Consider the following 15,147-nt stretch of genomic DNA (forward strand, 5'->3'; position numbering starts at 1 on the left):
ATGGGATCACTTCTTTCGTATATTTTAGTGTGCAAACTTATTATACACCCAAGTGTCTCATACGGCATTTTTTTCTATAAAAACTTGTAAAGTGGTGTAATATAAAGGGATTTTATGAAAAATATTTATCTGTATTTAAGATTTTAATTTTGAGCTCTATCCTTTCTTTCTTTTTTGCCTCTTATGCTGTATTGCTTCAGAAGGCAATACAGATTTTTGAAATTGATATAAAATACATTGGTATACTAAATGGTATATATTATGTCGCGTCAATTTTATTGTCCTATGGAGCTGGTTATATAGATGTTAAGAACATAAAGAAGGTTTCCTTACCAGTTTTAGGAACGGGATTGTTATGCTCAGTGTTTTGCTTATCAAATGATAAGTGGATTATTGTTGCTTTTATACTGATTGTTTATCCTATGATTGGAGCTGGTTATAATACCATAGTTCAAATATACTTTCAAAATGAAACATGCAGAGATGATATTCCTGTTCTAAAAGGTATTTATAATATTGTTTGTGGAATAAGCATCCTATTGTCAGGCTTTTTAACTCCGCTGTTGGCTGCGGATATAAATGTTTTTTTCGCTGCAATGTCTTTGCTTTTCATATTCTCAATTATCTATTTGTTTGTATGGAAGATTTAGAGAATGTTTTGTAGGTTTTAATTTGTGAATCTTTCATTATTCTGAAAACATTTGTCTAAAAATGGAAAATATCAATTCGGCTAGTTGATAATGCAATTATAATAAACACTATAAAGTAGTCAAGACTACAGAAACAAATAGGAAAGTTACTCATCTGAATGTATTATAACAAGATATAAAAGAAAGGAACGTGTGGTTGTTAGATTCTTAAAAATCATACAAGGAATAATATGGATATAAATATAGAAAAAAATAAATTTTTACATATATTAACTGGTAAAGGATGGTACATTGATGATAATGAATTTATAGATGTAAAAAGATTAGAAAATAGTACAATAATAAGAGATTATAATGTTGTTGATGTTCTTAATAATCCATGTATATATGTAATGTCTGCATGTAATGGAAAATGCAAATACTGCTATCAAGATGGACATTTAAGAAATATGACGCCTAACTTAGCTTTTGAAGATATTGAAAATTTTGTTTTTAACTTAAGTAAGTTACAGAATAACAATGCTCCTAAGACTATAGAATTGTTTGGGGGAGAGCCATTACTACGTAAGGATATTTTGAAAATCATAGAATTATTAAAGAGTTTCGGTTACAAAATTTTAATTGCTACAAATGGAACATTGGCAATATTGGGTGATTCAGAATTTCACGGACTTATAAAAGAAAACGTGCATATAAGAATAAGTTTGGATGGTCATACAAAAGAATTGCATGAAAAATACAGAACACCTGATTCCTTTGATAAAATAGTAGAAAATATAAAAAAATTACGTAGAGCAGGAATTGATGTTTCTGTAAAAAGTATAATATCTGATGATAATTTCCATTATATAGAAGATATGTTAAGTTTTTTGAGAGATGAGCTATGTGTTCGTCACTGGAACTATAATGTTTTATATAAGTTGGACGCTTATCATGATAATGGTATAGAAACTAATATTGATCATTTCACTATGGTAGAGGAATTGTGTAAGGAGAAATATAATGAGTTTATGCCGATGATGAGGCAGACGCCATTTACTCAAATGTTAACATGTGTCAATGTAAAACATACAAAAAAATACAGACGTACCTACATATTTTTAAATTATGATAAAAAAATCTATATGAATGATCAACTCATTGTACCAGAATATTCGATTGGCGATATGAATAATCTTAATTTACCATATTTAGATTTTATTAAAAAATATGAAACGGAAAGAAATACTTGTAAAAATTGTTTCAACAAGGATTATTGCTATTTGGGTAATTATGGGGAACTTTATAATAAAGATTCATCATTAAACAGCGAATTTCCTACTTGTGATGTATTACGTAAATCAATAGTGTATTTAATGAATCAGCAGGAAAAAGGGATTGATATGTTGAGAAGAGTATATGGGATGTGAGGTTGGAAAATGATTTATGTTGATAGAAAAGATTATACATGGAGGATTGTGGATACTGAACTTGATAGTAATGAACTATTTACAAAATCCAGAATTAATATTGATGAGTATTTGGTTAAACATGCATCAATAGCTATAACAAATAGATGCAATCTTTCATGTGAGTACTGTTATAAATCAGTAAAATATGATGGATGTGTAAAAGAAATTCCTTTTGATGTTATAAAGGGATTTATTAATGATATTACTGAAGTTAATGTTAAAGGGAATAAAATTGAAACTATTCAGTTAATAGGTGGGGAGCCTACGTTACATAAAGATTTTTATAAGATATGTAGGTTGGTTATAGATAAAGGCTTGGGACTACGCATTTCTACTAATGGAACTACTAGTAAAATTTTATGTAGCTCTGAAATGGAAAAAATTTATAAAAGTGGAGATTTAGAATTTAGAATCAGTCTGGATGAGACACTTGAAAATGAGTATAGAAGTGTAAGGAATGGAAGTGGTAAGATAGTTTGCCAGAATATCGCGTATCTGATTGTACATGGGGCTAATCTTTCTGTAAAATCGGTAATAACGAAAGAAAATATTGACGATGTTCCAACTATACTTGGGTATTTATATAGTATAGGTGTAAAGAATTTTTCTTATTCTTCTTTATATAATTTAGGTGGTGCTGGTAATAAGAAATTTTATGACAGTAATTATATATCAGATTTAACTATATATAAAAAGTTCCTGAAGGTATGTAGTGAGCATCCGGAGTATGCGCCTATGTTAAAAGCCAATGTTATATTTCATATGCTAACAAATATATTTATTAAGTTTCCTCCTTATTTCTTTACAAAATTCTATTTATATGCTAATTATGATGGAAATATTTATGCGCAGGATCAACTGATATTCGATAAATTTAAGATAGGGAATATATATGAGTATGATAATATAGGATCTATTGTTGAGAAGTTGAAAGATATGAAGGTGCAGTATGAATTAGAAAAAAGAAGTTGTTTGGAATGTTTTGCTTACCCATATTGTACCAAAGGAAATTATGGGGAACTTTATCTTAGTGATAAAAGTATGGAAAGTTATTTCCCAACCTGTTCAGATATTAAGGGATTGGTAGAGTATATAATAACAAATAATGAGGAATCGTTAAATTATCTAAAGATGATATTTGCGATGAGATAGTTTATAATTATTCACTTAATTTTCCTAGTACAGCAGTTCCTGAATACGCATACACTAAGTGCTGATACGGAAATATTCAGTCCTGGGTGTGGGGTTCTGCCTTCCTGTTCCTGGTGCTTTAAAAGTTCCGGCTGTACAGGGACCACCTGCTTTGCAGGCATTTTCTCCCGGATGGTTTCCAGGCAGGCTTTCCTTACACAGCGGAGCCGGCAATAATAGTTTGCTTTTGTGATGCCGTGGTAGGCACGCTAATTGACAATGCTCGTACCGGCCGGCTCTGGCAGTTCCGGGTCTGTGCAACTGATTCCTGGAGACTGCGCTGCTCGGCCGCCAAGGTTGTTTCTGAACTCATAGATTTACTTTCCGATAGCGATATCAAAAGTTGAGATCTTCTGTATTAAAAAATATTTGTACAATTACAAGTGTATTGGAAATAGATGAAAAAAATTTACTAAATAAAATATTAAGCAACTGGGAAAAAAGCGCATGGAAAATAATTAATCAGTGAGGTGCTATTAATATGGACAATGGTTTAATTTCTAAAATTGAGTGCTTAGTAAAAAATGCCTGTTATCAGAAAGAGAATATATTTGGATGTAATATATGGGAGTATCATATTCTCCCGGTTGTCAAATATTCTGAAGTGTTGGCAGATAGATTTTGCATAGATAAAGAATGCGCAATACTGAGTGCGTATTTGCATGATTACGCAAGTGTACTAGATAAGAAATATTATGAGGAACATCATTTGTATGGAGCAAAATTTGCAGAAGAGATATTGCATAGAGAAAACTATCCGAAACAAAAAATTGATATAATCAAAACTGCAATCTTAAATCATAGGGGAAGTATAGATTATACGGAACAGTCACTAGAAATAAAGTGTCTTGCCAGTGCTGACGCAATGGCGCATATTACTGAAATTCCGTCATTACTATATTTGGCGTATAGACAAAAAAATATGGATATTCAAACAGGAAGCCAGTGGGTATATAAAAAAATTAATAGGAGTTGGGATAAATTATGTGAAGAGGCTAAAATAATTATAAGAGATGAGTATCAGGCGGGAATTAAAGTTCTTGCTATTAATGACTCAAACTTTACGTTGAAAGAAGGAACCGATTGAAATGAGAAACGCAAACAATTCTAAAATGATTGTCACAGATTTAGACGGTACATTATTAAGAAAAGATAAAACAATTTCCCCATACACAATCGAAGTAATCGCAAAATTGCGCCGATCAGGGCATAAGTTTGTGATTGCGACTGCACGGCCTCTGCGCGCAGCAAAGAAGTTTTTAGAATCCGTGGAAATTGATGCTGGTATATATCACAATGGAGCGCTGCTTTATCTTGGAAAAAATAAAATTGACAGTTATCAAATAGATCGTGTCCAAGATGTCATCCATTCTATTTTACACTTAAATCCATCAGTCTCTGTTGCGGCAGAGGCTGATGACATTTTATATTCTAATTTTGATGCGGAACGTTTATGGCCTGGCACAGATTATACATTAACGCAGACTGGGTTCTCTGAGATATACGGAAGAAAAGCGGATAAAATCATTGTGGAAGTAAATTCCCTGGAGGATATAGAAAAATATAAGAGCATTCTTGCCGATGATCTGTATATTCAGATATCGGAAAATAAAATCGGCATGATCATGAAAAAGGCTGCGGTAAAAAGCAATGGAATCCAACACTTGGCATCTGAATTTGAGATAGGTACAGAAAATATTATTGCGTTCGGTGATGATTATAATGATATAGATATGCTTCAGACTGCAGGCATTGGAATATGTGTTGCGAACGGATTGGATATTGTCAAAAATCACGCAGATATAATTTGTGGTTCCAATGAAGAGGATGGGGTAGCGAAGTGGTTGGAAGAGAATCTTTAGGCATTTCATAAAGGAAAATGCTTTACGGAAAGCAACCATAGAGATATAATGATATCAAAAACAGTAGTTCTGTTAATTTTTAGATATGCATCATCTGCATCCAAAAGCAGGGAAGAGTTTGCAGTGGAGCTGAAATTCTGGCATGGCATAAAATCTACGAGGTTGTTGTTGCGTATCAGGCAGATTATACCTTCTTTGGCTTCTGGCTAAATATTCAGCAGATCAGAAATATCAGAAAAGTTGATCCATAAATCATCAAAAATATTTACCTTGAGGATGGAATCGAATGGATACTGAACACTCACCAGATTTTCCTCAAAATAATTTACAGCCACGATTTTTCTTCGTGGATCTACAATCCAATATTCTCGGACTCCGGCATTTTTATAGTAGTAGAGCTTGCGGATATAATCATCGGCCGGATTTCCTGGAGAAACAATTTCAATAATGAAGTCCGGAGCGCCGTTGCAGCGTTTTCCATCCAGCTTATTTTTGTCGCAGATAATCATGATGTCAGGCTGAACGATGGTAAGAGGCTTATCGAATAGCTTAACATCAAAGGGGGTGCTGAATACGCTGCAGGACCCTTTCTTACGGAGAATATAGCTGTTTATAGCTGTAGAAAGCTGCATGGAAAGTGACTGATGTATTTGCGAGGGACTCGCCATATCATAAATAATGCCTTCAAAGACTTCAATCCTCTTTTCCTCTGGAAGAGCCTCATATTTTTCCAAAGTGATTGTTTCTGGCGGTGGTTGGAATGCCGGCGTCATAATATAGTATTTCCTTTCCTGGGGTTCGGGACTGATAAAATAATTCTTAAAGTCAATATAGCATAACGCATGTACAAAATCAAGTTTGGAAATAAGCTGTCTTGTGCTCCGCTTTGGCCGGAGTAATATCCCATCCAAACATCTTAAAAACGAAATCTATGTCAAAGGTATTTATGATGCGATATGCAGAAACTACCGGATTGCTCTTTCATAAAACAAACAGTTTGTGAAGTGCAATCCGGTAGTTCCATTCATACCCAAAAATATTTCCTGCAAAAGATATACAGATATCCCCTTCAATCCCCAATTCTTTTACTTCTACTGCTTCATTTTAATGGCAGCTTCCACAAATCCGCGAAACAGCGGATGCGGCCGGTTGGGCCTTGACTTTAATTCCGGGTGGGCCTGTGTGGCAATATACCAGGGATGCTCCGGAATCTCCACCATTTCCACAATTCGTCCGTCCGGGGAAAGTCCGCACAGCTTCATGCCATGTTCGGTCAGGACAGAACGGTAATCATTGTTTACCTCATAGCGGTGGCGGTGCCTTTCGTGGATGGTATCTGTACCGTATACCTGATAAGCCCGGGAGGACTTGTCCAGAATACAGGGATAAGAGCCAAGACGCAGCGTTCCGCCGATATCCTCCACATCGCTCTGATCCGGCATCAGGGCAATGACAGGATGGGTGGTACCGGGATTCAGCTCAATGCTGTGGGCGTCCCGAAGGCCGCAGATATGGCGGGCATATTCCACAATGGCAAGCTGCATTCCAAGGCAGAGCCCCAAAAAGGGCACTTTATGTTCTCTGGCATACCGGCAGGCAAGGATTTTCCCATCAATGCCCCGGTCTCCGAAACCGCCGGGCACCAGGATTCCCTGTACATCGCCGAGAATCTGATTGATATTTTCTTCATTTAACAGTTCAGAATCCACCCATTTGATATTTACCGTGGCGCGTTCTGCGATTCCGCCGTGCTTTAAAGCTTCCACCACAGAGATATAAGCGTCATGGAGGGAGATATATTTTCCTACCAGCGCAATTTCTACTTCCTTATCCGGATTGCGCAATGCGTCCACCATATCGATCCAGTCGGTCAGGTCGGGTTTGGGACAATCCAGACGGAGACATTCGCAGGCTACCTGGGCCAGATTTTCTTTTTCCATGGCAAGGGGCGCCTCATAGAGATATTCCACATCCAGATTCTGCAGCACATGGCTGTCCGGCACATTGCAGAACAGAGCAATCTTGTCTTTGATGGCCTGATCCAGAGGATGCTCGCTGCGGCAGACAATAATGTCAGGCTGAATTCCCATGCCCTGCAGTTCCTTGACGCTTGCCTGGGTGGGCTTGGTCTTAATCTCCCCGGAAGCGGAAATATAGGGAATCAAAGTGACATGGATTAAAATGGCGTTTTCGTGGCCCACTTCATGCTGAAACTGACGAATGGATTCCAAAAACGGCTGACTTTCAATATCGCCTACGGTGCCGCCCACTTCAATAATGGCAATGTGGGTTTCTTCGGTGGTGAAATTGCGGTAAAACCGGCTCTTGATTTCATTGGTGATGTGAGGAATTACCTGAACAGTGCCGCCGCCGTAATCGCCCCGGCGTTCTTTCTGCAGCACAGACCAGTAAACCTTTCCGGTGGTAACATTGGAATTTTTACTTAAATTTTCATCAATAAAACGCTCATAATGTCCCAGATCCAGGTCCGTTTCGGCACCGTCATCCGTGACAAATACTTCTCCATGCTGAATGGGATTCATTGTACCGGGATCGATGTTAATGTAAGGGTCAAATTTCTGCATGGTAACTTTGTAACCCCGGGCTTTCAGCAGACGGCCCAGGGAAGCAGCAGTGATTCCCTTGCCAAGACCGGAAACAACTCCACCAGTGACAAAGACGTATTTTACGGGCATAGGTAGCTCCTCCTTTATAGTTGTAAACATTTTTCGCAATATAACGAATTCATTATACAACCTGTGTGGGAAGAATGCCAGAACTTTTGAAGAAAATCTTCAATTAAATGAGAAGCGCCGCAGTTTGACGCAAAATTTTTCTGCAGGATGTGTCCCTCAGAGAAAATGTTGGGCAATTATTTCACCGCAGGAGCAATACATACCAAATACCGTTCCTGGGCAGGATGAAACATAAGGGCAAGGCCGGAATCTGTTTATAAAAACTTTAGAATTTGTTTCGGAAAGTTTCGGAGAATTGTATTGATTTTCAGAAGGAATACACCTATAATTAAAGATGCTGTGAAACAGAACGTTGCAGCGTGCAGGAGGAAATAAATGGAGAACAAAGGAAATAACAATAATAACGGCGGCAATAATAACGGCGGCAATAACAAAAACGGAATGACAATTATGATTTTCATTCTGACTGCGCTGCTGGTGCTGTTTTTGACAAGTCTGCTGAACAGCTGCGCCAAGGACGCCACCAACAAAGAGATCACATATTCTGAATTTATTGATATGGTAGAGAAGGACAAGGTGGAATCCGTAACTTTTACATCCAGCAGAATCAACATTACCCCCAAAGGAGAGAATAAATTATACAGAATTACGTATTATACGGCAGAACTGAATGACGAAAGCCTGATTCCTCTGTTAAAGGAGCATGATGTCAAGTTCGGCGGAACCGTGGAAGATGTTTCCACTATGATTATGTGGAATATGTTAAGCTATATTCTCCCGCTGGTACTGGTATGGGTGCTGCTGTATTTTCTGATTTTCCGCAAAATGGGAAGCGGCGGAATGATGGGTGTGGGCAAGACTACGGCGAAGGTCTATGTGGAGAAGTCTACAGGCGTTACGTTTAGGGACGTTGCCGGACAGGACGAAGCCAAGGAATCTCTCCAGGAAGTGGTGGATTTTCTGCATAATCCCAGGAAATACACAGATATCGGAGCAAAGCTTCCCAAGGGAGCGCTGCTGGTAGGCCCTCCCGGAACCGGAAAAACATTGTTGGCGAAGGCCGTGGCAGGAGAGGCCAAGGTGCCGTTTTTTTCACTGGCAGGTTCCGATTTTGTGGAAATGTTTGTGGGCGTGGGGGCTTCCCGTGTCCGGGATTTGTTCAAAGAAGCCCAGAAGCAGGCCCCGTGTATTATTTTTATTGATGAAATTGACGCCATCGGCAAAAGCCGTGACACCAGATACGGCGGCAACGATGAAAGAGAGCAAACCCTGAATCAGCTTTTGGCTGAAATGGATGGATTTGACACCTCCAAGGGACTTTTGATTCTGGCGGCTACCAACCGGCCGGAGGTACTGGATAAAGCGCTGCTGCGGCCGGGACGTTTTGACCGGAGAATTATCGTGGATAAACCGGATTTGAAAGGAAGAGTGGAGACGCTGAAAGTCCATGCCAAGAATGTATTGCTGGATGATTCTGTGGATTTGGACGCCATTGCGCTGGCTACCTCCGGGGCAGTGGGATCTGATCTTGCCAATATGATTAATGAAGCGGCAATCAACGCGGTAAAACAGGGAAGAAAATATGTTAATCAGAGCGATTTATTTGAATCTGTGGAAGTTGTGATTGCAGGCAAAGAGAAAAAAGACCGGATTATGGGGCCCAAAGAGAAGAAAATGGTTGCCTATCATGAAGTGGGACATGCGCTGGTTACCGCTTTGCAGAAAGACGCGGAGCCGGTGCAGAAAATCACCATTGTGCCCAGGACTATGGGCGCTCTGGGATATACCATGCAGGTGCCGGAGGAAGAGAAATTCCTTATGACCAAGAATGAACTGGTAGCTCATCTTGTCACCTATATGGGCGGCCGCGCTGCAGAAGAGATTGTATTTGATTCAGTAACAACCGGCGCTTCCAATGATATTGAGCAGGCAACGAAGATTGCAAGAGCCATGGTGACTCAGTACGGTATGTCAGAGAAGTTCGGCCTGATGGGCCTTGTAACCATTGAGAGCCAGTATTTGGACGGCAGGGCCAGTTTAAACTGCGGTGAGGAGACGGCAGGCCAGATCGATCAGGAAGTGATGCGGATTCTGAAAGAAAGCTATGACGAAGCCACCCGCCTGCTTTTAGAGAACAGAGAAATCCTGGATAAGATTTCGCAGCAGCTCTATGAAAATGAAACAATTACCGGCAAGGAATTTATGAAGATTTTCCGGGAATTAAAGGGAATACCGGAACCGGAGGAAAAGACAGAAGCAGAGAAGGCGGCCGAGAGTTTTCAGGCGGAACAGGAGCATGTGAAGCAGCAGGCCCCCACAGTGGAGATGCAGGAGCATATGAAGCAGCAGGCTCCCACAGTGGAGATTCAGGAGGAGGAAATTCTGGTGAATACTCTGCGGGAGGAAGATTTGCCTCCGGAGCTTTCCGGGAAGGAAGAAGCTTCGCCGGAGCATCAGGAGCTGGAAGTAAATACACTGGAGGGGGAAGAAGCCCGTCCCCGGCAGGAACAGAAAGTGGAACTGATTCCCGTGACAGTAAATATGCCGAACCTGCAGAAACCTGAAGCCCCAGGGCAAATGGAAGCGTCAGAGACGATGAAGGAAGAGGCAAAGCCTGCTGTACCGGAAGCGAAAGAAGAAGCCAGGCCGGTTTCCTTAGAAGCATCCACTCCGGAGGAACTGGGATTTTTCCCGGTGAAAAAGGGCAGCGGAAAGAAAGGAAAGAGCATTCCTGCAAAGAAGGAAGCGTCTGTGCCAAAACAGCAGCCTGCCGAAGAAGCTCTCCGGGAAAAGCAGTCCGTTAAAGGACAAACATCCTCTTCTAAGCCGGAGCCTGAGAAAACAGAACAGGAAGCAGAAGAAGATTATCTGGATCAACTGTTAAAGGAATTAAAGTAATGTTTGATATTCAGGAAGAATTGAAAAAACTCCCCCAGAAGCCGGGAGTATATCTGATGCATGATAAGAACGATGCCATTATTTATGTTGGAAAGGCAGTCAGTCTGCGGAATCGGGTGCGGCAGTATTTTCGGCCCAGCCACAATGAAGGCTTGAAAAAAGATCAAATGGTAAGGCAAATCGAACGGTTTGAATATATCATCACCGATTCCGAACTGGAAGCCCTGATTTTGGAATGCAACCTGATCAAAGAGCATCGGCCTAAATATAATACCATGCTGCGGGATGATAAGACATACCCGTATATTAGAGTGACGCTGGGAGAAGATTTTCCCAGAGTCCTCTTTTCACGTCAGATGAAAAAAGACAAGTCCCGCTATTTCGGGCCCTACACCAGTGCAGGAGCCGTAAAAGATACCATAGAACTGATTCAGAAAATCTGCACTCTGCGCACCTGCAGCCGTTCACTGCCCAAAGATATCGGAAAGGAAAGGCCCTGCCTGAATTACCATATCCACCAGTGCATGGCGCCCTGCCAGGGGAATATCAGCAAAGAAGATTACCGCAGGCAGATTGGAAAAGCCCTGGAATTTCTCAATGGAAATTATCAGCCGGTGGTGAAAGAATTAGAAGAGAAGATGCAGGCCGCTTCTCAGGATATGAACTTTGAAAAGGCCATAGAATACCGGGAATTGCTAAAGGCGGTAAAACAGATTGCCCAGAAGCAGAAGATTACCAGCTCCGATCAGGAGGACAAAGACATTATCGCTGTGGCGGCGGACGAGGAGGATGCAGTAGTTCAGGTGTTTTTTGTCCGGGACGGCAGGCTGATCGGAAGAGATCATTTCCATGTGAACATCGGCGGCGGTGAGAGCGCCAGAGCCCAGATCCTTGCCACCTTTCTGAAACAGTTTTATGCGGGAACGCCCTTTATCCCCAGAGAGCTGATGATTCAGGAGGAGATTGAGGAAGCGGAGGTAATCGGGGAATGGCTGAGTCAGAAACGGGGGCAGAAGGTTTATCTCCGGGTGCCCAAAAAGGGAACCAAGGAAAAACTGGTGGAGCTGGCGGCTCAGAATGCCGCAATGGTACTGGCCCAGGATAAAGAGAAAATCAAGAGGGAAGAGGGAAGAACCATCGGAGCCTTAAAGGAAATCGGCAAGCTGCTGAATTTAGAAGATATCAAGCGGGTGGAAGCATACGATATTTCCAATATCAGCGGATTTGAAACGGTGGGCTCCATGGTGGTGTATGAGAAAGGAAAGCCCAAACGGAGCGATTACCGCAAGTTTAAACTGCGGACCGTAGCAGGGCCCGATGATTATGGCTCCATGTATGAGGTGCTGACCAGGCGGTTTTCCCACGGCATGAAAGAACAGAAAGAGTTAAAGGAACGGAACCTGGAAAATGATTACGGAAGCTTTACCCGTTTTCCGGATTTGATTATGATGGACGGCGGCAAAGGGCAGGTAAACATTGCCCTTCGGGTGCTGCAGGAGCTGGGGCTTCATATTCCCGTATGCGGTATGGTAAAGGATGATAATCACCGCACCCGCGGGTTATACTATCATAATCAGGAGATTCCCATTGACAGGCATGGAGAGGGATTTAAACTGATTATCAGAATTCAGGATGAGGCCCACCGGTTTGCCATTGAATACCACAGATCTCTGAGAAGCAAGGAGCAGGTGCATTCGGTACTGGACGATATTCCGGGGATCGGCGCGGCAAGAAGAAAGGCTCTGATGCGGACGTTTCAGTCGCTGGAGGAAATCCGTGAGGCAGATATTGAAAAACTGTCGGGAATTCCCGCTATGAATGAACGGGCAGCCAGGGCAGTTTATGAATTTTTCCACAGAGCCCGTATTGAAGAAGGAGAGCAACTGTGATAAGATTTAGCTTGAAAGCATAGCATGAAGGGCAGCTATTGAGACGGCAGCTTTGCCCGGAAAATCCAGCCGGAGAAAGGGAAATGCGGATGAAAGGTGTAAGTGTAAAAAAGATAATAGAAAAAATGAATTTAAAGGTGCTGAATCCGGAAGTAGATATCCGGAACCGGAAAGTCACGACGGCAGAGGTGAACCGTCCGGCACTGCAGTTAACAGGATATTTTGATTATTTTGAAAAAAGCAGAATTGAGATTATCGGCAGAGTGGAGCATACTTATGTGCAGAAATTAAGCACAGAAGAAAAACTGGATGTCTATCGGAAATTTCTGTCCTACCATGTTCCCTGTGTGATTTTCAGCAGGGATCTGGAGCCGGAACCGGAATTTCTTAAGATTGCCACTGAGAATGACACCCCGGTTCTTTCTACGGATTACGGAACTTCTGCATTTATGGCAGAGCTGATTTACTATCTGGGCGAGGTACTGGCGCCCTGTATTTCCATTCACGGAGTACTGGTGGATGTTTACGGCGAGGGGCTTTTGATAATGGGAGAAAGCGGAATCGGCAAAAGCGAGGCGGCATTGGAGCTGATTCGCCGAGGACACCGGCTGGTCAGCGATGATGTGGTGGAAATCCGCAAAATCAACAAACATACCCTGGTGGGCACTGCGCCGGATATTACCAGATACTTTATCGAACTGCGGGGAGTCGGAATTATTGATGTAAAGACTCTCTACGGCGTGGAATGTGTAAAAGAAAAACAGAATATCGATCTGGTGATTAAACTGGAGGACTGGAAGAAAGATAATGAATACGACAGACTGGGCATGGAGGAAGAGTACACGGAATTCCTCGGCAATAAAGTGGTCTGCCATTCCCTTCCCATACGGCCGGGCCGTAATCTGGCTGTAATCTGCGAGTCTGCGGCCGTCAACCACAGACAGAAGAAGATGGGGTATAACGCGGCAAAAGAACTGTACCGCAGGGTGCAGGAGAATCTGCAGAAATCTGATGACGATGAATTGGAAGAATAAAACAGTCAATGGTTAGAATCGTAACGAACTGGAAGAATAAAACAACGAATTGTTCAGAAAATAAGATCAGGAGGAATTATCATGGAAAGAAAAAATGCATGGAAGAAATATCCGGAAGGAAAATGCCAGGAAATATTTGCCTTTGGAGAGAAATATAAGAAGTTTATTTCCGACTGCAAGACAGAGCGGGAATGTGTCACAGAACTGAAGGCGCAGGCAGAGGCGGCAGGATTTGAGGATTTGAAGCAGGTTCTTGCATCCGGAAGAACTCTTCAGACGGGAGATAAGGTTTATGCGGAAAATATGGGAAAACTGCTGGCGCTGTTTGTGATCGGCAGACAGCCTTTGGAGAAGGGCATGAATATTCTGGGCGCTCATATTGATTCCCCCAGACTGGATTTAAAACAGGTGCCTCTCTATGAGGACACAGAACTGGCCCTGCTTGACACCCACTATTACGGCGGTGTTAAGAAATATCAGTGGGTAACGCTTCCTTTGGCACTTCACGGCATCATTGTGAAAAAAGACGGAACCAAAGTAACGGTAAATATCGGGGAAAAAGACGATGACCCGGTATTCGGCGTCAGCGATCTGCTGATTCATCTTTCCGCTGAACAGCTGGAGAAGAAAGCGGCTAAGGTTATTGAGGGAGAAAACCTGGATGTTTTAGTGGGCAGCATTCCTTTTGAAAGCGAAGAGGATGAGAAAAAAGCCAAAGAAGCGGTAAAAACAAATGTACTGAATATTTTAAAAGAGCAATACAATATAGAAGAAGAGGATTTCCTGTCTGCAGAAATTGAAGTGGTTCCGGCAGGAAAGGCAAGGGATTACGGCTTTGACCGCAGCATGATTATGGGATACGGCCATGACGACAGAGTTTGCGCTTATCCTTCTTTTGCGGCAGTGGCGGAAGCAGGCGTCTGTGAGAAAACCAGCGTGTGCCTGTTAGTGGATAAAGAAGAAATCGGAAGCGTAGGGGCAACCGGTATGGAATCACAGTTTTTTGCCTATATGGTGGCAGAGATTATGAACAATATGGGAGGATACGATCAGATTGTATTCAACCGTGCCATGACCAATTCCAAAGTGCTTTCCTCCGATGTAAGCGCGGCGTACGATCCGCTGTATGCCTCCGTAATGGAGAAAAGAAATGCGGCTTACTTCGGAAACGGACTGGTATTCAACAAGTACACAGGCTCCAGGGGAAAGGCCGGTTCTAACGATGCAAATCCGGAATATATGGCAGAGCTTCGCAGGATTATGGAGGATAACAATGTGTCTTTCCAGACCTCGGAGCTTGGCAAGGTAGACCAGGGCGGCGGCGGAACAATCGCTTTTATTCTGGCAAATTACAATATGTCTGTCATTGACAGCGGCGTGCCTGTGCTGAATATGCATGCCCCCTGGGAAATTATCAGTAAAGTGGATCTTTATGAAGCAAAATTGGGCTATACGGCATTTTTGAAAGAGGCTTAA

11 protein-coding genes are annotated in these 15,147 nt (G+C 41.8%); 9 read left to right on the forward strand and 2 right to left on the reverse strand.

The annotated features are described in order from the left end of the window. Positions 1–149: 149 nt before the first annotated feature. The 5 genes from ACTO17_RS15210 (at position 150) to ACTO17_RS15230 (ending at position 5,154) form a co-directional block, all read left to right on the forward strand. A complete protein-coding gene (locus ACTO17_RS15210) occupies positions 150–650 on the forward strand; it encodes a hypothetical protein (RefSeq protein ID WP_482558526.1) in 501 nt (166 codons plus the stop codon). A 230-nt stretch (positions 651–880) separates the two neighbouring features. Continuing rightward, positions 881–2,059, forward strand: a complete 1,179-nt coding sequence (locus tag ACTO17_RS15215; RefSeq protein WP_482558527.1) for a radical SAM protein — start codon at positions 881–883, stop codon at positions 2,057–2,059. Between the two features lie 9 nt (positions 2,060–2,068). Beyond that, on the forward strand, positions 2,069–3,253 hold the full coding sequence (locus tag ACTO17_RS15220) for a radical SAM protein (protein WP_482558528.1): 1,185 nt from the start codon (positions 2,069–2,071) through the stop codon (positions 3,251–3,253). Positions 3,254–3,773: 520 nt separating this feature from the next. Then, positions 3,774–4,379, forward strand: a complete 606-nt coding sequence (locus ACTO17_RS15225) for an HD domain-containing protein (protein WP_482558529.1) — start codon at positions 3,774–3,776, stop codon at positions 4,377–4,379. A 1-nt stretch (position 4,380) separates the two neighbouring features. Continuing rightward, positions 4,381–5,154 (forward strand): HAD family hydrolase, encoded by a 774-nt coding sequence (locus ACTO17_RS15230; RefSeq protein ID WP_482558530.1) that lies wholly within the window; start codon positions 4,381–4,383, stop codon positions 5,152–5,154. A 206-nt stretch (positions 5,155–5,360) separates the two neighbouring features. Here ACTO17_RS15230 and ACTO17_RS15235 read toward each other — a convergent pair whose 3' ends face one another. Beyond that, the gene (locus tag ACTO17_RS15235) at positions 5,361–5,927 is read right to left on the reverse strand and encodes a Uma2 family endonuclease (protein ID WP_482558531.1); all 567 of its coding nucleotides are present in this window, start codon (positions 5,925–5,927) and stop codon (positions 5,361–5,363) included. A gap of 318 nt (positions 5,928–6,245) precedes the next feature. Beyond that, positions 6,246–7,850, reverse strand: a complete 1,605-nt coding sequence (gene pyrG, locus ACTO17_RS15240) for a CTP synthase (RefSeq protein WP_172535751.1) — start codon at positions 7,848–7,850, stop codon at positions 6,246–6,248. A 375-nt stretch (positions 7,851–8,225) separates the two neighbouring features. Between pyrG and ftsH the strand changes: the two genes are divergently transcribed. The 4 genes from ftsH to ACTO17_RS15260 all read left to right on the forward strand — a co-directional run bounded on the left by ftsH (position 8,226) and on the right by ACTO17_RS15260 (position 15,147). After that, positions 8,226–10,748 (forward strand): ATP-dependent zinc metalloprotease FtsH, encoded by a 2,523-nt coding sequence (gene ftsH / locus ACTO17_RS15245; RefSeq protein ID WP_482558532.1) that lies wholly within the window; start codon positions 8,226–8,228, stop codon positions 10,746–10,748. Then, positions 10,748–12,637: an excinuclease ABC subunit UvrC gene (uvrC, locus tag ACTO17_RS15250; protein ID WP_482558533.1), complete on the forward strand. Its 1,890-nt coding sequence runs from the start codon at positions 10,748–10,750 to the stop codon at positions 12,635–12,637. Before ftsH ends, uvrC begins: the two co-directional genes overlap by 1 nt. 89 nt (positions 12,638–12,726) lie before the next feature. Next, on the forward strand, positions 12,727–13,671 hold the full coding sequence (hprK, locus tag ACTO17_RS15255; protein ID WP_172535754.1) for an HPr(Ser) kinase/phosphatase: 945 nt from the start codon (positions 12,727–12,729) through the stop codon (positions 13,669–13,671). An 81-nt stretch (positions 13,672–13,752) separates the two neighbouring features. Then, positions 13,753–15,147 (forward strand): aminopeptidase, encoded by a 1,395-nt coding sequence (locus tag ACTO17_RS15260; RefSeq protein ID WP_482558534.1) that lies wholly within the window; start codon positions 13,753–13,755, stop codon positions 15,145–15,147.

It is taken from the genome of Petralouisia sp. (assembly GCF_056822245.1).